The sequence below is a fragment of the Streptomyces sp. P5F9 genome (genome assembly GCF_057961495.1).
In genome coordinates this window covers 1-24,033 of the sequence record NZ_JBXVPZ010000040.1, presented here as the reverse complement: position 1 = coordinate 24,033, position 24,033 = coordinate 1, and the positions used below count along the sequence as shown (strand labels likewise).

The following is a 24,033-nucleotide window of genomic DNA, read 5'->3' as shown; positions in this document are numbered from 1 at the left end:
GACGTTCAGAAGATGCCCTGCCCCGGAACCAGGATCCCCTTCGGGTCGTACGTCTTCCTGGCCTCCGCGAACCGGTGCCAGACCGGCCCGAAGTGCCGCTGCCAGTCGGCGTGTTGGAAGGGGATCGAGCCGACCGGGTACTGGGTGCCGCCGGCCGCCTGGACGGTCTCGTACGCGGACCGGTTGGCGCTCAGCAACCGTTGCACGGTCGCCGTGTCCTCGGGCGGCGCGGCGCGGAGGACCGCGAACAGGTAGGGCATCGGGTCGTCGGGCATGCGCAGCAGCGGGGTGTGGAGGTGCTCGCGCAGCAGGGGGTACAGGAGGACGACGCCGGGTCCGAGGTCGGCCGGTGTGAGTGCATCCAGCAGGGCGTCGGCCACGTCTGCGGTGCTACGGCCCGGAATGACGACGTTGAGCCAGGGGTGGGCGTAGGCCCACAGACCCGCTTCCTTCAGGGCGGCGACGGAGGCGGCCAGCCGGTCGAGGAAGTCGTAATAGCCGAGGTCGGTGATCTGCGCGCCGGACGCGACATGGCGCAGCCCCCGCAGGAGAACCGTGTCGTCGGGGGTGTCCCCCACCGGCGGCCCGTAGGCGACGGCCTCGATGGCGAACTGGTTGAAGGCCCCGGCGGTGTCCGCGCCGACCTGGCCCTCCAGGTAGGCGAAACGCCCCTCGGTGGCGAGGAGTTGCTGATCGTCGAGGAAGGTCTGGAGATCGTCGTACGGCAGGAGGTAGTGCCGTACGGTCTCCGGGGCCGGGACCAGGCGCAGAGTGGCGCCGACGATCACCGCGCACTGGCCCAGGCCGGCGAGCACGGCATGGAAGAGGTCGGGGTGGCGGGTCGGGGAACAGCGGAGCAACTCCCCTGCTCCGGTGACGACTTCGAGTTCGAGGACGTTGTCGACCTGCGCGCCCTGCTGGTGGCTCTGGCCGCCCAGGCCGCCGACGGAGAGGGTGCCGCCGACGGAGAGTTCGAGGTAGTCGGTGAAGACGGGCGGGGTCAGACCATGGGCGATGGCCGCCTTGGCGACGTCGCTCCACTTGGCGCCCGCGCCGACCGTGACGCGTGAACTCCCCGTCCGCACAGGGCCGATGGAGGCGAGCGGCCCGGTCTCGATGATCAGGCCGCCCTCGACCTGCGCCTGCCCGTTCGTCCCGTGGCCCTGTCCGCGCGGGGCCACGCGGAGGCCGTGCAGATTGCAGAACCGGACCATCGCGACGACGTCCCGCACAGAGCCGGGCCGCAGCACCGCGGCCGGACGCCGGTGCACGATGTGCCCGAAGTCGTCGGCGTCGGCGCTGAGCGAGGCGTCGTCGGTGTGAAGCGTCCCGTCCAGATGGGGCAGGCCGGTGAGCGGCCGGCCGGTGTCGGTCACCGCCCAGCCGCGGGAGAAGGGGTCGAAGCCGATCACCACGGCTGAGCCTGCGACCAGGCCGCGCAGAGCGGTGCGTCGAGACGGGGTGCGGGGCATGTGGTCCTCCTGAGACCGTCCGTGAAACGATCAACGACGGCTCAGTCTAGGCATGTTGGAGTGCGGAAAAGGGTTCCGTCCCGGCGAGTTCCCCGACCGGTTCAGCATGTGCCGCGGGTGATCGGATGTCCGACCTCGGCGAGGCCGAGGTGGATGACCGCGGCCGGCGTGGGCGGCCATGACCAGGGTCAGGTGGCGGTGCCGGCCGGGGTATCGGCGTACCCGGTTGCCGTCCGGACGCGTTCCCGCTTCGCGGTCCGGAGGCGTGCCCCCGTACCCCGCCTCGACCCCCGCGATCACCAGGCCGGCGCCTCATCGAAGTGCCCGTACTAGTCGTCGTCCTGGCTGCTCTGGTTCACGCCCCGAAGCCGCTTCTTGTCGGAGCTGCGCAGGAGTTCGCTCGCGGTGAGGGTCACGGTCGCCACGACACGGGCCCAGCGGGGGCCGCCGCGCTCGGCCCACACCACACACGCGCATCCGCCGATGAGAAGCACCAAGAAGCCGAGCAGCACCGCACCGATCATGTTTCCCACCCCTGTCGCGTACGGTCCGGTGACGCGCACGTTCCTGATGATCCTCTCAGGTCCGGATGAGACGACCGGGTCACCCCTCCCGCATCCACGCTCGCGTGCCGAACGAGGCGCAGGCCCGCGAGGCCACTGCGGCCGCTCCGCTCAACGCCTCGGCGAAGCCCTCCGAGCTCAAGTGGCCTTGCAGCGCGAGGTGATGGGCGAACGCACCGTGCAGAACGTCACCCGCGCCGAGCGTGTCCGCCACCTTCACCGACGGCACGTCCACCGTGCCTTCGCCGCCCGGGCCTGCCCAGACGATGGGGTCCGCTCCTCCGCTCACCGCCGACCAGACGACCCCGTGGTCCCGCAGGAAGCGCAGCGTGTCCGTCGATGTGCTCGTGCCGGGTGGGTGGAAGTCGGCCGAGCAGAGGGCCACGTCGATGAAGGGCAGCAGGTTCTGGGTGCCGGGCTTCCAACTGCCGCCGTCGAAAAGGGTCTTACGGCCGAGGGCACGCGCGGAGCGGGCCGCGGCGACGGCCAGCTCCCTGTGGTGGCCGTCGAACTCGACGATGTCGCAGTCCGCCACCAGCGCGTCGAGGTCGTCGGGCGGGGCGAGCCGGTGTGCCGTCGCGTTGGTCGAGGCGACGGCGCGTTCTCCGGTGGACACGGTCACCAGGACGGAGGAGACCGCGGGCGGCCGCGCCGAGTCGGCGGCCAGGTCGGAGACGGCCACGCCCAGCGCGTCCAGCTCTGCCGCTACCCCAACTCCCAACGGGTGGGCGCCGATTGCGGTCAGGAGTGTGGCCGCGCCGCCCAAGTGGCCGAAGGCCACGGCCGCGTTCGCCGCCGGGCCGCCCGCGGCGACGACCTGGTCCCGGGCGGTGAGTTTCTCGTTCGAGCCGGGTGCGTGGTCCACGAGCTGGATGACGTCCAGGGTGCACAGGCCGACGAACAGTCCCGTGGGGCGTCCTCTCTCCACCGACAGCCTCCTCGCGCGATTTACTAACAATTGGTTGAGCAGTTCGGGCTGTTAAATCTACTGTGGGTAACCATGAAGGTGAACGGCCCGGACGACACCGCCCGGCTCGCGTCCGAACTGCGGCTCGCGGTGGGCCGGGTGACCCGGCGCCTGCGTCAGGCGCACGCCGTGGGAGACGTGTCACTCTCCGGAGTCTCGGTCCTGGCCCGGCTCGCCCGTGACGGCTCCGAGTCGCCGACATCCCTCGCCGAGGCCGAGCGGGTACGCCCGCAGGCGATGGCCAGCACCCTCGCGGTGCTCGAACAGCGCGGGCTGGTCGGCCGTAGCCCCGATGCCGCGGACGGGCGGCGGAGCATCGTGGCGATCACGGACGAGGGACGCGCCGTGCTGGCCGAGCGACGCTCCGCGTCGGTCCACCGGCTCGGGGCCGTCCTCGACGAGTTCACCGCGGAGGAGCGCGCGACCCTCGCGTCGGCCCTGCCCCTTCTCGACCGACTGGCGGAGCGACTGTGACCGAGCCGGCACACATATCCGGCGACGGACAGGAGACCGGGGCCGGCCGGCCGTCGCTGCTGAGCGCCGTGCGCTCGGGGCGCCGTAAGGACACTCCCCCCGGGCCGAACTACAAGTGGGTCGCGCTGTCGAACACCACGCTCGGCGTGCTGATCGCCACGATGGACGCCTCGATCGTGATCATCTCGCTGCCCGCGATCTTCCGCGGTATCGGCCTCGATCCGCTCGCGCCCGGCAACATCGGCTATCTGCTCTGGATGATCCTGGGCTATCTGCTGGTCTCGGCGGTGCTGGTCGTCGTGCTCGGCCGGCTCGGTGACATGTTCGGCCGGGTGAAGATCTACAACATCGGCTTCCTGATCTTCGCGTGCGCGTCCGTCGCGCTGTCCCTCGACCCGTTCCGCGCGGGAGCGGGCGCGATGTGGCTGATCCTCTGGCGGATCGTGCAGGCCTTCGGCGGTTCCATGCTCACCGCCAACTCGGCCGCCATCCTCACCGACGCCTTCCCCGCCCGGCAGCGCGGAATGGCCCTCGGCGTCAACCAGATCACCGCGCTCGCCGGCCAGTTCCTCGGCCTTCTCGCCGGTGGTCTGCTGGCCGTCGTCGACTGGCGCGCGGTGTTCTGGGTGAGCGTGCCGATCAGCGTCACCGGCACGATCTGGTCGTACCTGAGCCTGCGCGAGACCTCGGCCGGCCGCCCCGGCCGCATCGACTGGCTGGGCAACCTCACCTTCGCGGCGGGCGCCGGAATCCTCCTCGCGGGCATCACCTATGGCATCCAGCCCTACGGCGGCAGCGCCACCGGCTGGGGAAACCCGTGGGTGCTCAGCGGCCTGATCGGTGGCGTCGTCCTGCTGCTGGTCTTCTGCTACGTCGAGACGCGCATCGCCGAACCGATGTTCAACCTGGCCCTGTTCAAGGTGCGCGCCTTCGCCGCGGGCAACCTGGCCGCCCTGCTCACCGCGATCGCGCGGGGCGGGCTGCAGTTCATGCTGATCATCTGGCTACAGGGCATCTGGCTGCCGTTGCACGGCTACGACTACGAGGACACCCCGCTGTGGGCGGGCATCTTCATGCTGCCGCTCACCGTCGGCTTCCTCATCGCCGGGCCCGTGTCCGGCTATCTGTCGGACCGGTTCGGCGCCCGGATGTTCTCGACGGTCGGACTGATCGTCGTGGCGCTCTCCTTCCTCGGTCTGCTCGCACTGCCCATCGACTTCGACTACGGGACGTTCGCGGCGCTGCTGCTGCTCAACGGTCTCGGCCAGGGCATGTTCTCCGCGCCCAACACGTCGTCCATCATGGGCAGCGTGCCGAGCGAGTACCGGGGTGTCGCCTCGGGCATGCGGTCCACCTTCCAGAACTCGGGCACCGCGCTGTCCATCGGCGTGTTCTTCTCCCTGATGGTGTCCGGGCTCGCGACCTCGCTGCCCAGGACGCTGAGCCACGGGCTTCAGATGCACGGGGTACCGGCCGGCGCGGCCGAGCAGGCGGCGTCGCTGCCTCCGGTGAGCACGCTGTTCGCCACGTTCCTCGGCAACAACCCCATCCAGCACCTGCTCGCGTCCGACGGAACCCTCGACCACGTCACCGCCGCCCAGCGCGCCGTCCTGACCGGCCACACCTTCTTCCCCCAGCTGGTCTCGGGCCCGTTCCACCGCGGCCTGACCATCGTCTTCAGCGTCGCCGCGGGCATGGCCCTGGTCTCCGCGGTCGCCTCGGCCCTGCGCGGCGGCCACCAGCCCGACCCGGAGCCCGGACCGCAACCGGCGGATCGGCCACCCGCCCCGGCGGAGACACCCGAGACTTCGCAAGCGGAGCCGAACGGGCCGTCGTAGGGCCTGAGTTGGTGCCACGTGACCGGTGGGGGCGCAATCGTCGATCCCTCCAGGCCCGGTGGTCTCAGGCCGGCCCTGCCCGCGTCCGCTCATGATCACGCGTTCAGCACCCGTCACTCCGCGTGAGGCGGATTGACATGGGTGCTTTGTCGATTCGACAGTGTCGGGCGTGACGTCCTCTCCTGTTCGGCCCGACGGGCATCGGCTGCGCGTGCTGTGCGAATCCCTGCTGTCGCGGCTCGACGGGCTCAGCGACGTCGTCACCCACGACATCAGGCGCGAGCTCCCCTCCTACGCGGCGCTGCCGCTGGCCGAGCAGCGCGCGACCGTGCACAGCCGGCTGCATGCCCTCCTGCGGGGTCTCGCCCTCGATGTGGAACCGACGGCCGAGCAACTGCTGGAGTTCCAGGCCGAGTCACGCCGGAGGGCGTACTACGGTCCAAGACGCGCTCGCGACCTTTCACATCGGCGCCCGTCGGCTCTGGGACGAGCTGCGGGCAACGGCGCGAGGTACGACGGCCGCGGACACCGCCGTCGAACTGGTCGCACCACTGTGGATGTGGGTCCAGTCGGTGAGCGGCGTCGTCGCGGACGCCTTCGCGGACGAGGCCGGGTCACGGTACGGGCGCGAGGCCGGTCTGCGGCAGCGCTTCCTCGAACTGCTCCGCACCGGCGGGGCGCCCCGCGAGCACACCGCCGAGATCGCCCGTGAACTGGGATTCGACCCGGACGGTGACTTCGGCGCCCTGTGCACGCCGGCTGCCCCGTGGGCCGCGGAAGGGCATCTCGGCCTGCTGCAACGTGCGGCGCGGCAGCTCGCCGGACGGGTCTCCTGCGGCCTGAGCGGGCAGTTGATGGTCGCGGTCACCCAGCGGGTCGACCCGGCCGACCTGGCCACCCGCGTGATCAACCTGTCCGGCGACGACGCGCGGGTGGGCGTCGGACTCGACCGGTCCGGGCTCGCGGGCGCGGAGATGAGCATCGCCGACGCGGAACGCGCCCTCACCGTCGCGTCACAGGGCGGCCGAGCCACGTCGTTCGAGGACGTCTGGCTCCAGGCGAGTCTCATCGACAGCCGGGAGCGGCTGCAGCCCCTGTTCGCCGAAGTCCGCCAAGTCGCGGACGAGCACCTCCTGTTGGCGGAGACGGTGATCGCCTTCGCCGACTCCGGCTCGTCGCTGGCCCGTTCCGCCACCGCCCTCGGGATCCACCCCAACACGGTGGCCTACCGGCTCGGCCAGTGGCAGAAGCTCACCGGTGCCGATCCGCGCACCTTCGCCGGGCTCCTCCGCTCGGTCGTCGGCATCACCGGCTGACGGGCGGCTGTGGAATCCACAGAGATCCGCCCGATCACTCCATGATCACGCCGAAGACTGCCGTCCGGGCCTTTCTGTTGCCGACGGCGGGCCTGAAGGAGGAAATGCGCGTTCTCGACGTCGGCTGCGGCACGGGCGAAGTGTCACTGGCCGCCGCGCGTGTTGTCGGCCGGAGCGGCCGCGTTCTCGGCGTGGACATGGACCCGGGGGTCCTGGAGCGTGCCCGTGGGAATGCGGCCGCGTCACCCTTCGGGAATGTCACCTTCGAGCAGGGCAGGCTCCCCGATCTCGAAATGTCCGAGCCTTTCGACGCCCTGGTGGGACGGCTGATCCTGATTCATCTGGACGATCCGGTGGCGACGGTCAAGGGGCTGACACGGCTGGTGCGTCCCGGTGGTGTGGTCACGTTCCAGGACTTCAATATTTCACGGACCCGCGCCGTACCCGCGGTACCGCTGGTGACGGAGTCCGTGGGATGGATCAGTGCGGCACTCCGCGAAGGCCGCCGCGACCCCGACATGGGTGAGCGACTGGCAGACGTCCTGCGGCTCTCGGGGCCGTCCGATCCGAGCGTGGCGGTCGCCGTGCCCACGGGCGGTCCCGACTCGGCGGCGGTGACTCTCATCGCCGAGTCGGCGCGCAGCCTCCTGCCGGTGATGGAGCGCGGCGGCATCGCCACTGCCGAGGAGGTCGACATCGACACACTGCGGGCTCGCACGGCGCGCGCGTGCAGGGAGGTGCAAGCGACGATGTACGTCCCGGAACTCGTGGCCGCATGGGTCGAGGTGCGATAACACCTCGGCCAGCGGGGCGAGTTGGACCCTGCCGGACGTAAGGCGGCGGGCGTGCAGGCCGCTTGCCTTCCACGCACCCATCGCTGTATCGTTTTTCGATAACATCGATAAACGATACACAGGGGGCGGTCCGCCATGACCGACGAGTCGACCGAGGCCGAGAACGGCAGCAGAAACCCGCTGGAACCCATGGCCGGCGTGGTCATCGCGCTCTGCGCGCTGCTCGCGGTGTTCCTGATGCTGAAGGCGTACGCCGCGGTCGGGATCGGCGGCGTCTTCGGATGGGGCGACGGTTCGGTCTGCGCCACCGACCCGTCCGCACAGGGCGGCGGTGAGGACTGGTTCAGCCGGGTCATGGAGCCCAGGCCCGGCATCGAGGTCTCGTTCACACCGCGGTACTGCGACTACTCCCCGAGCGGCGGCGCACGCCTGCTCAGCACACTGACCGAGCTGCCGTCCTCCGCCCTCTACGTCGGCGCCCTGTTCCTTCTGTACTGGCTGATCCGCGCCGCACGCCAGGACGGCCCGTACACCTTCCGCACCGCGGGCCGTCTACGCCTCCTGGGCTGGTACCTGGCCGTCGGCAGCCTCGTCTGCCACGTCACCGAGAGCGTCGCGGGAGCCGCCCTGCTCAACTCCCTGCGCACAGCGGACCACAGGCCGTTGCTCTACGACGTCGACCACGGCATGCCGTACTTCGCACTGCTCACCGGCATCGGGCTGCTCTCCCTGGCCCGGATCATGCGGGTCGGCACCGTGATGCGCGAAGACCTCGAAGGCGTCATCTGATGTCCCCCGCCGAGGCCGACCCGCACGCCATCGAGGTCCACCTCGACCGGATTCTGGAGGAACGCGGCATGACCCTGGCCGAACTGGCCGCCCAGGTAGGCGTCACGAACGTCAACCTGTCCATCCTCAAGAACGGCCGTGCGAAGGCCATCCGCTTCAGCACCCTGACCCGCATCTGCGAAGTCCTCGACTGCCAGCCCGGCGACCTCCTCACCCACCGCCCACTGCACGGGAACGGGTGACGGCGTGGCGATGGTGACGTCGCCCCAAGGGCCGGTCGAGCTTCCCTGGATCGTCACCGAGCTCGCGGCGGGGCGGCCGGTGCGGGCCGTATGGAAGAACGAAGCCGGCGGTCTGACGTTCCAGGTCGGCCCGGAGGATGCGCGGCAGTTCGTGAAGTGGACGCCGGCGGGCAGCGGCATCGACCTCTCGGCCGAGGTGGTGCGCCTGCGCTGGGCGGTGGCGTTCACCGTGGTGCCGCGCGTCGTCGACGAGGGCGCGGACGAAACGGGGTCCTGGATCGTCACAGCCGGCCTGCCCGGGCGCATGGCGGTGGACGACCACTGGAAGCGCGACCCCGGCACCGCGGTACGCGCCATCGGTACCGGACTGCGCGCCCTGCACGAGCAACTACCCGTCGCGGACTGCCCGTTCGACTGGTCGGCCGGTCAGCGGCTGGAGGCGGTACGGTCCCGAGCGGCGGCGGGCCGGATCGATCCGGGTGACTGGTCCGAGGACTTCCAGCACCTCGGGACCGTAGAGCGTGCGCTCGGGGTGCTCGCCGACATCCCTCCGGTCGATGAACTCGTCGTCTGCCATGGCGACGCCTGCGCTCCGAACACCCTGATCGGCGGTGACGGCATGTGCAGCGGTCACGTGGACCTCGGCGCGCTCGGTGTCGCCGACCGCTGGGCCGACCTCGCCATCGCGACGTGGAGTACGCGGTGGAACTACGGTCCCGGCTGGGAAGAGCCGTTGCTCGACGCCTACGGAGTCGAGCCGGACCCGGAACGGATCAGGTACTACCGGCTGTTGTGGGCGTTGTCGGACTGAACCGATGGACCCGGGAGTCAGGTCACCAGGAGGTGTGGGTCTGCGACGGCTCCCTCGCCGGGAACACGGAGTCGCCGCCGAACAGCGGTTCCGGCTCGGGCTCCGCCCCCTCCGCCTCGGTCTCGCCGAGCATCATGTCCGGGTCGAACATGACGATCACGGCGGCGACCAGGAGGACGAGGAGCGGGCCGGCGAGCATGACGAGGAGGAAGGCGACCAGGTCGGCCGAGGACTGCGAGGAACCGGCCGGATCGGTGAGGTGGACGGAGACCGCGGCCATGCCGGTGTAGTGCATGCCGGTCACGGCGACGCCCATCACCAGGCTCGCGCCGAGGCTCGCCCACAGCGCGTGGATGGAGACCGCCGCCCACAGCGCCGCGGTGGCGGCCGCGATGGCGATCACGATGGAGAGCGCCACGGTCATGGGGTCGTAGTGGAGGGTGCCGTTCGTGTGGATGGCGGCCATGCCGAGGTAGTGCATGGCCGCGACACCGAGCCCGGTGACCGCGCCGGCCACACCCAGGTTCAGCGGGGAGCCGCCCCGGTAACCGACGAGGAACACTCCTACGGCGACCACGGCGATCGCCACGACGAGGCTCAAGAGGGTCTTCGTGGCGTCGTAGTTGACGAGCGCGCCCTCGACGCTGAAGCCGATCATGGCGATGAAGTGCATGGTCCATATGCCGCAGCCGATCGAGACGGCGCCGAGCGCCAGCCAAGGGGCTCTGTGCTGCGGGCGGCGCAGCGAACGGGTCGTGCAGCGCAGCCCGAGGGCGGCTCCGAGGCACGCCATCAGATAGGCGGCGACGGGGGTCACGGCACCGTAGTAGAAGTCGGAGACGGTGGCGGCGGTGGCGGTGACGGTCATGGAGAGTTCCCTTCACGTACGTGACGGCAGGTGGCACCGCAGTCGCGGTGTGCCGGCACGGTGACGTGGCGCGCGCGGATCGACCACCCCCGCCCCTGCCGCACGTTCGTACCGGCTCGGCCGGGCGGACTGACCTGCACGAGCGCGCGGACATCCTGCTGTTGGGCCACAGGACACGGGGAACCGAACGGTCGAGATCTGGCCACCTGGCCGAGTTGTGCATGATTCAATCACACGGTGCACACATTTCCTGCACAACCCGGATAGGTGTTAGCCGAATCGATACATCGCCACCACTCCGCACAAAGCCCACCACTACGGCGAGTTCGGCTGCTGCGGGTTCAACTTCGGGCGCTCTGGCCGCCGTTGGCATGGAGGACGAACTGCGGCTGCGTATCGGGTAGTTGGCGCCAGGTCCGCCGCAGGCCCCAGGGTTCTCAGATGCCGACGTGGTGATGGGCCGCCCATGCCGCGGGGGCGTCGGCGTAGTGGACGCGGACCAGGCGCGCCGTGCGGGCCAGGGCGACGGCCGGTTGGTCGCGGGCGGTGTCCAGGGCGTCGTAGAACGCGCGGGCCGTCGTCTCGGCGACGGCGTCCGGTACCCGCCACAGGGTGCCGATCACCCCGGAGAACCCGACGAGCAGGAACGCGGACGTGAGGTGGATCGCCTCGTCCGCGAGGTCGCGGGGCGTGTACGTCGTCTCGCACGCCGAGAGGTACGCGAGACGGCCCCAGCCGCCGCGGCGCGCGGCGATCTCGGCGAACGTCAGATCGAGGTCCGGCAGCAGGAAGCGGCTGGTGCCCGGGTCGTCCTGGTCCGCCACCGCGTGCAGCGCCATGTGCAGATGGGTGCAGGTGATCAGCGCGGAGACGAGGACGTCCCGCCCGCACACGGCGAGGTCGAGCGGTTCGACGCCGAGACTGTCCGCCGCCGCTCGGGCCTCGCGTCGCGCGGCGGGCAGTTCCGGCAGTCCCGGTCGGCGTACGTCGGCGTACACGACGGCCGCCACCGTACGGTCCGGTGCCGCACCACGGGCCCGCGCGTGGTGCAGCGCGCTGACCGTGGGCGTGTACGACGACACCGTGCGGTCCACCAGCGACTTCGGGATCCCCGAGGCGTCCTGGGCGTCCGCCGCCGTCGCGGCGTGCAACGGCAGCCGGCACAGCGCCCGGGTCGGCACCCACCAGACACGGGTGTCCGGACCGGTCACCCGCAGCGCGGCGAGGACCGGGGCGGCCACCTCCCGCCACAGCAGGTCGAGCGTCGCGGTGACGCGTTCGTTGGCGATGTCCACCTCGTCCTGGGTGGCCCGGGGATCCAGCGCGGTGACGACGTCCGTGTGGAACGCGTCCGCCGCCTCCTCCACCTCGTCCGCGTCCAGGCCGTCCAGCGGCACGTGCCGCAGCCCCTCGGCGGTGAGCACCAGCGCGTCGCAGCGGTACCCGCTGACGTTCACCACGACCACCGGACCGTGTGCGGCCTCGGCCAGCAACGACTCGACGGACGGCGGCAGTTGGAATCCGGCCTGTCCGGGCAGCGCCCTGATCCTGCGGACGACGAGGGCGAGTTCGGCCTCCAGATCCCGGCGGCGTTCCCGCTCCCGGCCCGTTGCCTCCGTCACCGGCGGAAGGTCCGGCAGCGTCAGCGGGGGACGGTCCAGGCGGTCGAGCGCGTCGCGCAGTTCCTCGAAGCGCCGGGCGAGACCGGCGTCGGCGTCGTGAAGGTCCGCGAGGTCGGCGCGGATCCCCGACCGGCGGTTCAGGAGCACTCCGCGCCCGAGCTCCAGCAGGCTCAGCGCCCGCTCGGGTTCCCCGCAGGCCAGGCACATCGCGGCCGCGTCGCTCGCCAGCCCCGCGGCCTCGGCGAGCCTCCGCTGGGCGTCGGGCCGCTCCAGCCGACGGGGCGTGGCGGCCGGCAGCAGTTCCACCCCGAGCGCGAACGCCTCGGCCGCGGCCCGCGGATCGCCCGTCAGCGCCGCGAGCCGGCCCTCTTCGCGGGCGGCGTACAGCCGTACGTCCGCCGGGCCGGTCCCGGTCCGGGCGGCGGCGCGCAGCGCGTCGCGTACGCCTGCCAGGTCGTCCGCCGCGTGGGTCGACTCGTACCGCAGGTTCAGTACGTACGCGAGGTTGGCCAGCGAGCGGCTCAGGCCGGGATCGTCCCGCGGGGTGCCCGCGACCACCCGGTGGGCCAGTGTCACCGCCTCGTCGAGGTCCCCGTCACCGGACCGGGCGGCCAGGGCGAGGAGCAGACTGCCGCGGACCGCGGTGGCCGACCGGCCCTCGCCGAGGGCGGTCAGGGCACCGCGCGCCGCCTCGACGGCCTCCGCTGCCGCCGCCGCGCGATGCGTCGACGCCACCCGCAACGTGGCGGCCAGGTTGGCGAGTTGGAGCGGGAGGTGCGGATCGGTGGGCGTGGTGGCCGCCACGGCCGTGCGCAGACAGGCGAGGGCCCGCTCCAGCGTGTCCTGGTCGCCGGTGATCGTGTGGAGCGCGTGCAGCGCCAGGCCGTGGGCGCCCGCGACCGTCGCCAGCCGCCGGGGCGCCGGCCCCGCCGCCATCGCCTCCTCCAGGAGCGTGAGCGCCTCGGACAGGTCGTCCCGGACGCCGAGCGCCTCGTGGCGTTCGGTGAGGGCGGTGGCCAGATTGCTCAGCAGACCGGGCCGTTCGGGGTGGCCCGCCGGGACCAGGTGCAGCGCCTCGCGCTGGAGGTCGATGTCCTCGTCGAGGTCGGCGAGGTCGCCGTCTCGGGTGTAGCGCGCGTACAGCGCCCCGCCGAGGTTGCTCAGCCGCAGCACCCGTTGGTGGGCGGGACCGTCGCCGCGTACGGCAGCCCGGCCGGCGGTGATCGCGGCGTCCAGTTCGTCGTCGGCGCCGTGCAGCCGGGTGCGGGCGGCGAGGGCGGCGCTGAGGTTGTTGAAGTGGATCCCGGCGTCGGGGTGGCCGTCGCCGAGCAGGGCGAGGGCCTCGCCGAACCGGCCGATCGCCGCGTCCAGTTCGACACTCTCGCCGGTCTCCTCGTACCTCAGGAGCAGCAGGACTCCGAGGTTGCCGATGCGCCCGGCACGGTCGCCGGGCGGGCCGACCTCGATCCGGGCAGCCGACTCGCGGTACGCGATCCCCTCGTCCAGCGATCCGGGGTCCTCGCTCAGCAGATACGCGCAGCGCAGGACGTCGGCGAGGGTGTCGAGTGCGTCGGCCCGTCGCTGCCCGTCGTCCCCGGCCAGGGCCAGCGCGGTCCGCGCCGCCTCCTCGGCCTCCTCCGCCACGCCGAAGTCCTCGTGCTGGTCGGCCCATTCGCACAGCACCGCGGCGGCGATCTGCCACACGTCGGAGCGGCCCGCGGGCCGGGTGGCGTCGGCCGAGTGGCCCGTTGTCCCGGGGAGGTCGGCCGCCGGCCCCGGTCGCACCGTTTCGGAGGCCGTCGCCGCGCGTACGACCGTGACCGCCTCCGCCAGTGCCTCCGGGTCCCCGGCGTAGTGGCATTCGGTCAGGGCGCCCGCCAGCAAGCAGGCCCGCTTGGCGTGTTCCTCGTCGCCGTCGGCCGTGCGGTCCAGCGCGTCGCGTGCCGCGGCCGCGGCCTCCCGGGCGAGCCGCGGATCGTCGCTGCGGCCGGAGCGGTAGCGCAGGACCTGGGCGAGTTCGGCGTATTCGTCGGCCGCGTCGAGCCCGTGCTCCTCGCACTGCCCCACGGCGTCCCGGGCCGCCGCCTCGGCACGCGCGAGCGTCTCGGCCCTGCCGTCGTGCTCGTACCGCATCCGGTGGGCCTGGGCCAGGTGCAGCGGCGAACCGCCGCCCGCGGCGAGCGAGTCCCCGATCACCACGACGACCTCCTCGAACAGCTCGGGGTCGTCGAGGTCCGATCCCGCCCGCAGCAGCAGTTCGGCCACCGACGAAAGGACCATGATCCGGGAGAGCGGGTCGTCCGGGGCCCGCTCCGCCGCCCGGCGCGCGGTGGCGACGGCCTCCCGCAGCAGCCCGGAGTCGCCCGTCGTCGCGTGCAACGCGGCCTGGGCCTCGGCGAGTTGAGCGAGGACCACCGCCTCGTCCGGCCCCGCGTCGGCCAGGGCCCGGCGCAGCGCCTCCACCGACCGAACCCCCGCGCGGGCACCACCACCGCGCCGGGCCGACTCGGCGTGCAACGCGGCGATCCCCTCCAGCAGCGACACCCGGTCCTCCCGCCCGGCACTGCCGAGGGCGGCCTCCAGAAGGTCGACGGCCCGGTCCGTACGGCGCGGGAAGCGGCCGTCCACGGTCACCCCGCGGGCGCGCCGCAGCGCCAGGGCCAGCCGCAGGCGGCGGTACGGCGACGGCTTCACCGGGGCCGCCCGTCCCGCCTCAGCGCCGGTCGGTGCCGTCGGCTTCCCCCGCCGTGCTCTCGTCCGGTTCGGCGATGAGGTGCACCAGGGCGGTGACCCGCTCCCGCAGGGGCTCCGGCGGCGGGACGTCGGCCGGGTCGGCGATGCGGTCCACCCGGTTCGGGCTGAGGACTTCGAGCCGGGCGACGGCGACTTTGAGGGCGGGCCCGTCCTGCGCGTCGTGCGCTGCGGCGAGCGCCTCGACCGCGGCGGCGGGCCGGGACCAAGCAGCCTGCGGGAGGCGCCATTTGAGGAAGTCCTTGAGCAACTCGCGGCCCCGCGTGAGCACCGCGGCATCCATGTCCGTTCCGGGTGAATCCGCCCTAGACTGCATGGGCTCAACTGTAGCGAGAACGCCGGGAGTGGCGACGCGAGGCGGGGGTGTACCGGCACGTGACCGAGGGAGAGTCGGCGGAGCGGGAGGTCACGGAGCAGGAGGTCGCGGTCCACGTCTTCGTCCCGCTGTACGGCGGACGCGCCGAAGAAGGGATGGCCTCCGTCCGGGCGATGTGGGGGCGCTTTCGTGAACTGCAGCATGCCGACGGGGAGTTGTACGCCACGCTGCCGGTCCGGGTGCCGGATCCGCTGCCTGCCCCGCACAGCGCGGTCGTGGTGGCTGGCGTGCAGTCCGCGGACCGGCTCGACCAGGCGATCCTGCGCCGGCACGGGGAGATCCTCAATCTGTCGGTCCTGCTCGGCGCCGGTCCGGGCCGGGAGTGGTCCGGGTTGCGCGAGCGGGTGGAGGCGATCACGGGCCCGCTCGGGGCGTGTCATCTGGGCGCGGTGACACTGGAGTTGGGGAAACGTCCGGAGGGAACACCCGGGGACGTCGATCTGTCGGAGCCGGAGGGCGGCGAGGCGTCGCGGCGCTGTCGGCTGTTGCGGATGCTGGGGCGGGTCGGTGCGGATCCGCGGCTCGGAGCCTGGGCGTGGTCGGACGGCCACCGTCCCGACATGCCGCACTTCGTCCGCTACTTGATGCACATGACCGCCCTGCGTCACCAGTGGACGACGCATCACTCGCTCGGCGATGCGAGGGCCGCGGGGCAGGACGGGACGCTCGCCGAGGTGCGGCTGCCGTACTGGGGCGCGGAACACTACGAGTTGACGGGCGCCGAGGCCGAACTCCGGTTCATGCGGCGCGTGGTGGAGACGCTCCAGGAGAACGCCCAGAACGCTCTGGAGGACGCGGGTCTCGACGGCGAGGCCGTGCTGGGGGCGGACCGGCGGTTCGGCTCGTCGTTCCTCAGACGGCTGGACGACCTCCTCGCTCTCCGTGAACTGGCGGGCCCTGCGGAGCCGTTGAGGGGGCCGGCACGGGAGCGGAGTCCCCGGGCGGCGGGGCGGGACCGGGTGCTGGCAGTCGTCGACGAGTGGTTCCCCGCCCACGGTGGTCTGAGCGCCTTCAACCGCGGGCTGTGCATCGCACTCGCCGAGGCCGGCGCCGAGGTCCGTGTCCTGGTGGTGTCCTCCACTCCGGCGGAACGCGCGGACGCGACCGGCCACCATGTGCTGCTCGTCGACGCGGCGCGGCCGGGTGTCCAGGGGAAGGAGTCCCTGTTCCTGCGGCCGCCGTTCACCGATGACGGATTCGAGCCCGACCTCGTGATCGGGCACGGCAGGGACATGGGGCTGGCCGCCCGGGCGCAGGTGAAGGAGTACTTCCCGAACGCGGGGCGGCTGCACTTCCTGCACGTGGAGCCGGACCGGGCGGAAGCCCAGAAGCCGTATGCGGAAGCCGACTTGGCGGTCCGCGCCCAGGAGCGCACGGAGCGGGAACTCGAACTCTGCGAGGGCGCCCTGCGCTCGGTGGCGGTCGGCCCTCGGCTGGCGAGGAACCTGCGGCGTCATCTGCGGACACGGGATCTGGCCCCCGTGGTGCGCCTCGACCCCGGCTTCGACGGCAGGCCCGCCGCCACGGCTCCGGGCCTCGACGAGATCCCGCAGATCCTGATGATGGGCCGACTGGACGACGCCTCGCTCAAGGGGCTCGACATCGCCTGCCGGGCGCTGGGGGCGGCGGCACCGCAGAGAGCGGAGCACGGCTCCTGGGAACTGCTGATCCGCGGTGTGCCAGACCAGAAGTCGCGGGAACTGTACGAGCAGGTGGAGGACTGGATCGGCACCCCCGCGGTGGACGTGACCCTCCGCCCGTTCTCGGCGGATCCCCGGCACATCATGGAGGACGTGGCTCGGGCCAGCCTGGTCCTCATGCCGTCCCGCGCGGAGGCGTTCGGCCTCGTCGGTCTGGAGGCGATCGCCGCAGGGGTGCCCGTGCTGGTGAGCGGGCGCAGTGGGCTCGGCGTGCTGCTGCTCGACCAGGAGCAACTGCCGGTCGCGCAACAGGCCGTGGTCGACGTGGCCGCCACGGTACGGGATCTTGAGACGGACGTCCGGATGTGGGAGAAGTCCGTCCACGCCGTCATGCGGAACCTGCCCGCCGCCTTCCGCGACGCCGCCGAACTCCGCGACGAGATGGCCGACCGCTGCACCTGGGCCGCGGCCGCCGCCACCGTGCTCGGCTGCGTCCGCCCCGACGGACCCGCCTGACCCGCGACCGGCCCTCCACGTCTCCCCTGTTCACGTGGAGGGCCGGAGTCGGATGCGGCGCGGGTTTCAGTGGGTCTGCACGGCTGTCGTCCTCCTGCGGCCGGCCGGGGGCCGATATCCCCTCGGCGTGGAATCCGCAGGCAAACACGCGGATCCGTCCGGCCGTCCGCGGTCCTGGAACACACTGGAAACGTCTGGACCCGCGCGGTGCGGATCCGTCAACGTCCCTTCGGAGGAACGGTGGTGACCGAGATACCCCGGCCGTCCGGCGAGAGCGCGGACGCACTGGCACAACGCCTGGCGGTCGCACTGACCCGCGCCGTCGTCCGGGCCGAGAAGGGGCTCGGCGGAACGCTGGACCGTCGTGAGCTCGCCCGCCGCCTCAACGTCTCCACCAGCAGCCTGTACGCCTATCTCAACGGCACCACCCTGCCCGGCACCGCGGTCTTCGACGCGCTCCTCGCCGCGCTGGGTGTCTCCGGACCCGAGGCCGGCCGGCTCGCCACCCTGCGGGACGAGGTCGACGCCGCCCGGCGGCTGCGCCCGACCGTCGCCCGCCGGTCCCCCGGCGCTCTCGCCGTCCCCCGCCAACTCCCGCTGAGCCACCCCGTGTTCGTCGCCCGGGACGCCGAACTCGGCCGGCTGGACGCGGTGCGGAACCCGTCCGGCGACCCCGCCTTGGGCCGGGCCGGGGTCGCCGTCGTCGAGGGCACCGCCGGCGTCGGCAAGACCGCGCTCGCCCTGCACTGGGCGCACCGGACGCAGGGCCATTTCCCGGACGGCCAGCTCTACGTCAATCTGCGGGGCTTCGGCGACGAGGCGGTCATGGACCCCGGCGAGGCCCTGCACGGTTTCCTCCAGGCGCTCGGCGTCACCCCCGCCGCCGTCCCGGCCGACACCGCCGTGGCCGCCGGACTGCTGCGCACTCTGCTGGCCGGCCGCCGGGTGCTGCTGGTCCTGGACAACGCCCGCTCCACCGACCAGGTACGGCCGCTGCTGCCCACCGACTCCGGTTCCGTGGCCGTCGTCACCAGCCGCAACCGCCTCGACGGCCTGGTGATACGGGAAGGCGCCCTGCGCATAGCCCTCGACGTGCTGCCCCGCTACGCCGCCCGTACCCTCCTGGAGCGGCAGATGGGCGCCGAGCGGATCGCCCTGGAGCCCCGCGAGACCGATGAACTGGTCGATCTGTGCGCCCGGTTGCCGCTCGCGCTGAGCGTCGCCGCCGCCCGCACGGCCGCCTCCCCGGCCGGTTCCATCGGCGCTCTGGTCCGCGAACTGCGGCGCGCCCGGGCGCCGTTGGACCTGTTCGGGGTGCTGGACGCGGATGTCGACCTGCGGTCCCTGTTCCACGGTTCGTACGCGCTGCTGCCGGCGCCGGCCGCCCGGCTCTTCCGGCTCCTCGGCTGCCACCCCGGACCCGAGATCGACGCCACGGCCTGCGCGGGCCTCATCGGCGACACGGAGCCACCCACCGCTCTCCTCGACGCCCTCACCGCCGCCCACCTCGTCCGCCAGCACACCCCCGGCCGCTACACCTTGCACGATCTGCTCCGGCTCTACGCCGTGGAACTCCTCGACGGCGGCTCACCCCAGGAACGCCGGGACGGCACCGAACGGCTGCTGCGGCACTACCTGGACACCGCACGCCTGGCCGACCACCACCTCGAACCCTGGCGTCCGGCACCCGGCGGAGCGCCGGAGCGCACCGGCGCGCAGCCTCCGATCGGCGACCACGCCTCGGCGGCCGGCTGGTTCGAGGCGGAACTGCCCTCCCTCCAGGCCGTCATCGCCCAGGCCGCCGTCACCCCGGGCCTGGAGCCGTACGCCTGGCGGCTCGCCGACGCCTGCGCCCTCCATCTGCGCCGCTCCGGCCGCCGCGCCCAGCGGGCCGCCGTGCACGCGCTGGCCCGCGACGCGGCGGGCCGGGCCGGACACCGCGCCGCCCGGGCCACCGCCGGCCGCCGGCTCGCCGACGCCCTCTCCCGCCTGGGCCGCACCCGGGAGGCGCTCGACCTGCTGTACGAGACCCTGCGCACCTGTCGTGACCTGGGCGACGCGGAGGGCGTACGGGAGGTGCGGCTCTCGCTGGTCCGGGTGTACGGCTCCCGCGGCGACCCCCGCAGGGCGATGCCGCACGCCCGGCTCGCCCTCGCCATGGCGGAGCGCACCGGGGACCCGGTCGCCCTCGCCGACGGACTCACCTCCGTGGCCCAGCAGTGGGAGCGGCTGGGAGAACACACCGTCGCCCTCGATCACGCGCGCCGCGCCCTGGACCTCTACACCCGGCTCGGCCACCTCGACGGGCAGGCGGGCATCCTCATCGGCATGGGGCGCGCCGAACAGGGGCTCGGCCGGCCCGCCGCCGCGATCGGCCACTACGAGGTCTCCCTGGACCTCGACCGCGCCCTGGGCGACCGTTTCCGCGAGGCCCATGCCCTGGAGCATCTCGGGGACGCCCATGCGGCGCTCGGCCGGGGCGAGGAGGCGCGTGCCCTGTGGGAGGAGGCGCTCGCGCTCTTCGAGGATCTGCACCACCCCGACGCCGAACCGGTCCGCGCCAAGCTGCGCACGGCGGTGGACTATCCTCCGGTGCCCGCCTCCAGCCAGCTCAGTCCGTAGCCGTAGCCCACCTTCATCGCGCCGAACTCGACGTCCACGAGCCCTTGTTCGTCTGGGCGCAGCGTCGGCGTGCCGGGGTTCTGCTGGTAGATCACGGCGGTGGGCACCCCGGCCAGCCGCCACACCGTGTGCGGAGGTCGCGCCGGGTCGAAGCAGACCCGTAGCCGGAAGTGCTCGCTGCGGGTGAGCGGCACGTGCACGAAGTGCGGTGCCATCGGCTGGTCCGGCGGGATGCGCAGCCGTAGTTCGTACACGTGTCGTGTTCCGGCCTTGAGCGGCGTGGGGAGCACCAGGAACCGTTCGAAGTAGCTCTCGTACTGCGGGCCGCCGTCCTCCAGGCGTCCTCCCTGGACGACGGAGATCTGCAGCTCGTGGCCGGGCGTGGTGTCGCCGGCGCGCCGGGGCACGCTGACGCCGACCGGTATCCGGGCCAGGCCGTCGCAGGTCGCGACCACGATCCGGCGTTCCAGCGCCTCGGGGGCCGGGGTGTCCAGCCTGAGCCGGGTGGACACGGACTCGGTGTACCAGCCGTGCGGCTCGGCGCGCGCGCAGCCCGGCGGGCACCGCTCGGCATGTCCCCGGGTCGCGCGGTCCGCCGGGCTGTCCCAGGGCGGCGGGACGACTCCGTCCGGTCCGTCCGGGGAGTCGGGGTCCTGGGCGCGACGCACCTGCGCCCAGTACTCGCCCCACCGCTGGACATCGCCCCCGCAGGCGCCGACGATCGCCAGGGTGACCGGACGGGTGGGGTGGTTCCCGCCCCGCATGGCGTCGCTGACGGTCGTCCTGCCGTAGCCGGTGCGGCGGGCCAGTTGGTCCAGGGTGAGTCCGGCCGATCCGCGCAGGTCCCGGAGCCAGTACGCGAAGAGCCGGGCCGGTGATCCGTCCAGGACGATCTCCTTCTGCGGACGCCCCATCGTACGCAACCCCCTTGCCACGCAACGGCGTTGCCGCCTGTGTCGCGGCCGAGTCTCGCACAGGGCCGAACACGTCGTCCCGGTCTTGCGGGCCCGCCCGCCGGCCGTCCGGGTTTTCCGGAGATCGTCCGGTTCGCCGGAGAACTGTTGAGCGCGAACTCCCGGCCTTGTTACACAGGTTGCGCCCGGCCGCGGTGCGCCCGCATCGGCCGGTTCCCGCTCTTGTCCAGGAGAGGACCATGGCTCTGTTCCCCAGGACGCCCCGCGCCACCCGGCTGCCGGGTGACGTGGTGTCGCGGATGGAGCGGTTCGGCCGCTTCGAGTTCGACCCCGTCGGCACCGACATCGACGCCTCGGACGTGTGGGGTGAACTCCAGGCGCCGTACCTGCCGTTCGCGCAGTCCGACCCGCAGGGCTTCGCCCGCGCACTGGCCGACGCCGTGCTGCCGGCCGGTGGCTTCGCCCTGTTCGGCGCGGCGCGCACGGTGTGGAACCTGGTCGGCTCCGACTTCACCAGCCCGGCCTACGACACCGTACGGATGGCCGCGTTGGAGTTCTTCCGGGCCAACGGCGTACCGAGCAACCGGCTGTCCGCCGCCGACTGGCGGTTCTGGCAGGAGAACCGCTCCGAGCCCTGGCTCGTGGGCCGGCCCGGGCCGACGCCCGAGGAGGCACGGATCCCGCCTCTCGCACCGGGAGAACTGCGTCGGATCGCACGGATCACCGAGGCTCCGGACTCCAACGTCGTCTACGTCACCGGCGCGCGCGAAGGCCGTTTCGTGACCGTCGTGGACGCGCCGACCAGCGACACCGACCCCACCCGGGCGCGCTTCGAATCGACGTCGGCGGACACCCTGCACGACCTCTACACGCAGATCGGCGAGGTGTTCCAGACCCCCGTGCACTGGGTCGCCGACGAACTGCGTCCGTTCATCCCGCTGCCCCCGTCCCGCCTCTGAGACGACCGGCTCCCGAGGAGCGGAGATCCAGAAGTCCGCGGTGCACAGGTACCTGCACACGGGGATCTGAGCGGCCGCGCCGAGCGGTCCTCGATCCACACGGTCCGACGAGCACCCGGCGCAGGGGACCGGGTGCTCGTCGCCGTGAACGGGCCTGTCCCGTAAGGGTGTTCAGCCGACGGCCGCGAACGCCTCGGCGGACACGTCCCGTTCGAGCACCGACCGGTGGAAGGAGTAGACGCCGATGTCGGAGACCTTCACCAGCAGGCAGTAGCGGTCGACCGACGCCACGGACCGGACCACCTGCGCGTACTCCCGCCGCAGGAAGTGGACGGCCGCCTGGTTCGCCACCGAGCTCTGCCCGCACACCAGCACCACCGGGCGGCTCGACTCGGGCGGCGTGAACTTGGCGACCACCGCGTACTCCTGGTGGCCTCGGTCGAAGTAGTAGCGCTCCCCGCCGACCGCGATGGCCACCGAGTCGGGGCGGTCGCTGAACGGAGTGATCGTCACCCCGGGCAGATGGGCCGTCAGGTGTCCGCCGGTGCGCGGATTGGACCCGCCGATCGGCCCGCCGACACAGAACTCGGTGCGGTCGCCGTTGGTGCCGCGCAGATCACCGGACTCCACGCTCACCCGGCAGCCCAACTCGCTGAGCAGCACGGTCAGTTCGACGACCGCCCGCAGATCCCGCTGCTGGGTCGTGCCGGGCTGCCCGTGCTTGGTGCCGACGACGATCACGCAGTGCTCGCCCGGCCGGGTGCCGAAGAAGGCGGCCCTGCGGTACAGCGCCCGCCGCCGTCCCCGTTCCCACAGCGTGCCCAGGCCGAGGCCGACGAGGCTGGTCAGCAGACCGATCGCGACATTGGCGAGTACCGACAGCATCGGCCGGCCGTCAGGTCCGCCGGGCGGGCGCGGGGCTCGGACCGCGGGGCGGGGAGCCCGGGCCGAGCACGTGCACGAGCGCGACGACCCGCCCCCGGTCCGGCTCGGGCAGCGGCACCTTCTTGTCCCCCGGGTCCTGAATCCGGGTGACCCTGTCGCCCGACAACTCCTCCAGCCTGGCGGTCAGGTCATTCACCCCGGCCGCGTCTCCCGCGGCGACCGCCGCCGACAGCTTGTCCAGCAGCCCGGCGATCTCCCGCCATCCCTCGGGCGTCAGCCGCCACTCCTCCAGCATCAGCTCCAGCGCCAACCGTGCCGCGCGGGCCGTCTCGCGGTCGATCACGGCCGCCCCCTCCGGTGTGCTCACGCCTGCTCCTTCCCTTTGTCCGTCGTCACTCGTCACTCGTCAACGCCCGGTGTGGACGTACGGCGCCCATACGCGCGGCGAGCCGGGATGCCGTTCCCGCAGGCCCCGTACGATCCCGTGCACGACCCGCGCGGTGTCGGTGACGTCGAGGCCGCCGCCATAGGTCCGCAGGTCGCGATACAGGCGGTCCGTCAGCCGTACCGACACCAGGTCGGTGGCCTCCCACAGCGCGCCCACCACCTGCGGATACCCGGCCGTCTGGAAGGCGGACGTCAGGTGCACGGCCTCGTCGGGGAGGCGGTCGGTGCGGGTGGTGTGGCAGGCCAGCAGTACGGCGAGCTGGGCGTGCGGCAGATGTCCGCGGGCCACGTCCCGCACCGTGAGCCGTCCGTCGGCGAGTTCCAGCCGGCTCCTGGAGGGGTCCTCGGCGTCGCTGAGGCCGTGGCACGCGAAGTGCACGGTGGCCGCCGAGGACAGCTCGGTGAGCACCCGTTCGACCGTCGCGTCGGCGCCCTGCACGATCCGCAGTCCGCCCAGGGTGTCGGCGATCGCCCGCACCTCCGCCACGGACGCGCCGTCCCTGCCGTCGGCGCCGGTGGGCTGTCGTACGGCCAGGAAGGGGCCGCGGCCCCCGCGCGTCACCGGGGCCTGCCGGGCGTGCCGCAGTGCCCTGATGTTCGGCGTGTACGAGGAGGCGGCCCGGTCCAACACGGAGCGCCCGTCGCCGAGTTCGGCCGCCCGGTGATGACCGGCCGCGTGCAGCGGCAGATGGGCCAGCGGTCCGGACGCCGACCACCACAGCCTCGGTACGGCGCCGCGCGGGGTGTCCGCGGGGATCGGTCGGGTCAGACCGGCCGCGTTCAGCACGGGTTCGGCGATGGTGTCCCAGAGCCAGGCGAGGGTGTCGAACACGGTCTCGGCGGCTTCCTCACGCTGGGCGAGCGTCTCGCCGGCGCCCACGGAGACCGCCGAGAGGAACTGCCGCGCGGTGTGCGCGAGGCGCCCCTCGGTGACATCGAGGGACACCAGCTCGATGCGCTCGGTGGTCACGACGAGGGCGTCGGAGCGCAGCCGGTCGATGTTGATCAGGACGATCGGCCCCTCCTTCGCCTCGCGCCTCATCTGCTCGGTGCCGGGCGGCAGGAGGAAGTGCTCGAACCCGGCGAGCCCCCGGATCCGGGCCAGCAGCCGCTGCCACTCCTCGGTCACCGCGTGCTGCTCCCGGATCCCCGCGGCGTCCCCGGACC

20 protein-coding genes are annotated in these 24,033 nt (G+C 72.6%); 10 read left to right on the top strand and 10 right to left on the bottom strand.

What is annotated here, in order from left to right; genetic code table 11:
- Positions 1 to 5 precede the first annotated feature (5 nt).
- From AC31A1_RS10185 to AC31A1_RS10175, 3 genes are all read right to left on the bottom strand, one after another.
- Positions 6 to 1,472, bottom strand: a complete 1,467-nt coding sequence (locus AC31A1_RS10185) for an FAD-binding protein (RefSeq protein ID WP_489652948.1) — start codon at positions 1,470 to 1,472, stop codon at positions 6 to 8.
- Between the two features lie 329 nt (positions 1,473 to 1,801).
- Positions 1,802 to 1,996, bottom strand: a complete 195-nt coding sequence (locus tag AC31A1_RS10180) for a hypothetical protein (protein WP_489652963.1) — start codon at positions 1,994 to 1,996, stop codon at positions 1,802 to 1,804.
- Positions 1,997 to 2,075: 79 nt separating this feature from the next.
- A complete protein-coding gene (locus tag AC31A1_RS10175; protein ID WP_489652947.1) occupies positions 2,076 to 2,963 on the bottom strand; it encodes a PfkB family carbohydrate kinase in 888 nt (295 codons plus the stop codon).
- A gap of 72 nt (positions 2,964 to 3,035) precedes the next feature.
- Between AC31A1_RS10175 and AC31A1_RS10170 the strand changes: the two genes are divergently transcribed.
- The 7 genes from AC31A1_RS10170 (at position 3,036) to AC31A1_RS10140 (ending at position 9,266) form a co-directional block, all read left to right on the top strand.
- Positions 3,036 to 3,476, top strand: a complete 441-nt coding sequence (locus AC31A1_RS10170; RefSeq protein ID WP_489652946.1) for a MarR family winged helix-turn-helix transcriptional regulator — start codon at positions 3,036 to 3,038, stop codon at positions 3,474 to 3,476.
- Positions 3,477 to 3,637: 161 nt separating this feature from the next.
- Positions 3,638 to 5,314: an MFS transporter gene (locus tag AC31A1_RS10165; RefSeq protein WP_489652962.1), complete on the top strand. Its 1,677-nt coding sequence runs from the start codon at positions 3,638 to 3,640 to the stop codon at positions 5,312 to 5,314.
- A 344-nt stretch (positions 5,315 to 5,658) separates the two neighbouring features.
- Positions 5,659 to 6,630, top strand: a complete 972-nt coding sequence (locus tag AC31A1_RS10160; protein WP_489652945.1) for a PucR family transcriptional regulator — start codon at positions 5,659 to 5,661, stop codon at positions 6,628 to 6,630.
- A 41-nt stretch (positions 6,631 to 6,671) separates the two neighbouring features.
- Positions 6,672 to 7,424, top strand: coding sequence for a class I SAM-dependent methyltransferase (locus AC31A1_RS10155; RefSeq protein WP_489652944.1), 753 nt, complete (start codon positions 6,672 to 6,674; stop codon positions 7,422 to 7,424).
- Between the two features lie 135 nt (positions 7,425 to 7,559).
- Positions 7,560 to 8,213, top strand: a complete 654-nt coding sequence (locus tag AC31A1_RS10150) for a DUF2975 domain-containing protein (RefSeq protein ID WP_489652943.1) — start codon at positions 7,560 to 7,562, stop codon at positions 8,211 to 8,213.
- Positions 8,213 to 8,455, top strand: a complete 243-nt coding sequence (locus tag AC31A1_RS10145) for a helix-turn-helix domain-containing protein (RefSeq protein ID WP_489652942.1) — start codon at positions 8,213 to 8,215, stop codon at positions 8,453 to 8,455. The genes AC31A1_RS10150 and AC31A1_RS10145 overlap by 1 nt, the downstream gene beginning before the upstream one ends.
- Before the next feature lie 10 nt (positions 8,456 to 8,465).
- Complete coding sequence (locus tag AC31A1_RS10140; RefSeq protein ID WP_489652961.1) at positions 8,466 to 9,266, top strand: aminoglycoside 3'-phosphotransferase; 801 nt, start codon at positions 8,466 to 8,468, stop codon at positions 9,264 to 9,266.
- Positions 9,267 to 9,288: 22 nt separating this feature from the next.
- Here the strand turns inward: AC31A1_RS10140 and AC31A1_RS10135 are convergent, their stop codons facing one another.
- The 3 genes from AC31A1_RS10135 to AC31A1_RS10125 form a co-directional block, all read right to left on the bottom strand.
- Positions 9,289 to 10,134, bottom strand: coding sequence for an MHYT domain-containing protein (locus AC31A1_RS10135; protein ID WP_489652941.1), 846 nt, complete (start codon positions 10,132 to 10,134; stop codon positions 9,289 to 9,291).
- Between the two features lie 437 nt (positions 10,135 to 10,571).
- Positions 10,572 to 14,450 (bottom strand): CHAT domain-containing protein, encoded by a 3,879-nt coding sequence (locus AC31A1_RS10130; RefSeq protein WP_489652940.1) that lies wholly within the window; start codon positions 14,448 to 14,450, stop codon positions 10,572 to 10,574.
- A 19-nt stretch (positions 14,451 to 14,469) separates the two neighbouring features.
- Positions 14,470 to 14,823 carry a CATRA system-associated protein gene (locus AC31A1_RS10125; protein WP_489652939.1) on the bottom strand — a complete coding sequence of 118 codons (354 nt, stop codon included), beginning with the start codon at positions 14,821 to 14,823 and terminating at the stop codon, positions 14,470 to 14,472.
- A 59-nt stretch (positions 14,824 to 14,882) separates the two neighbouring features.
- On the opposite strand from AC31A1_RS10125, the gene AC31A1_RS10120 reads away from it, so the two are divergent.
- Positions 14,883 to 17,039, top strand: coding sequence for a CATRA conflict system CASPASE/TPR repeat-associated protein (locus AC31A1_RS10120; protein WP_489652938.1), 2,157 nt, complete (start codon positions 14,883 to 14,885; stop codon positions 17,037 to 17,039).
- Positions 17,040 to 17,282: 243 nt separating this feature from the next.
- Positions 17,283 to 19,661, top strand: coding sequence for an ATP-binding protein (locus AC31A1_RS10115; protein ID WP_489652937.1), 2,379 nt, complete (start codon positions 17,283 to 17,285; stop codon positions 19,659 to 19,661).
- Here the strand turns inward: AC31A1_RS10115 and AC31A1_RS10110 are convergent.
- Entirely contained in the window at positions 19,622 to 20,575 is a 954-nt protein-coding gene (locus tag AC31A1_RS10110) for a helix-turn-helix domain-containing protein (protein WP_489652936.1), read from the bottom strand. The two genes, AC31A1_RS10115 and AC31A1_RS10110, sit on opposite strands and share 40 nt — an antisense overlap.
- A gap of 239 nt (positions 20,576 to 20,814) precedes the next feature.
- Here AC31A1_RS10110 and AC31A1_RS10105 point away from each other — a divergent pair, with 239 nt between their 5' ends.
- Positions 20,815 to 21,534 carry a hypothetical protein gene (locus AC31A1_RS10105; protein WP_489652935.1) on the top strand — a complete coding sequence of 240 codons (720 nt, stop codon included), beginning with the start codon at positions 20,815 to 20,817 and terminating at the stop codon, positions 21,532 to 21,534.
- A gap of 171 nt (positions 21,535 to 21,705) precedes the next feature.
- Here the strand turns inward: AC31A1_RS10105 and AC31A1_RS10100 are convergent, their stop codons facing one another.
- From AC31A1_RS10100 to AC31A1_RS10090, 3 genes are all read right to left on the bottom strand, one after another.
- On the bottom strand, positions 21,706 to 22,419 hold the full coding sequence (locus AC31A1_RS10100; protein ID WP_489652934.1) for a hypothetical protein: 714 nt from the start codon (positions 22,417 to 22,419) through the stop codon (positions 21,706 to 21,708).
- A 10-nt stretch (positions 22,420 to 22,429) separates the two neighbouring features.
- Positions 22,430 to 22,786, bottom strand: coding sequence for a CATRA system-associated protein (locus AC31A1_RS10095; RefSeq protein WP_489652933.1), 357 nt, complete (start codon positions 22,784 to 22,786; stop codon positions 22,430 to 22,432).
- Positions 22,787 to 22,825: 39 nt separating this feature from the next.
- Positions 22,826 to 24,033: CHAT domain-containing protein (locus AC31A1_RS10090; RefSeq protein WP_489652932.1), on the bottom strand; the 1,208-nt coding region annotated here is incomplete at its 5' end.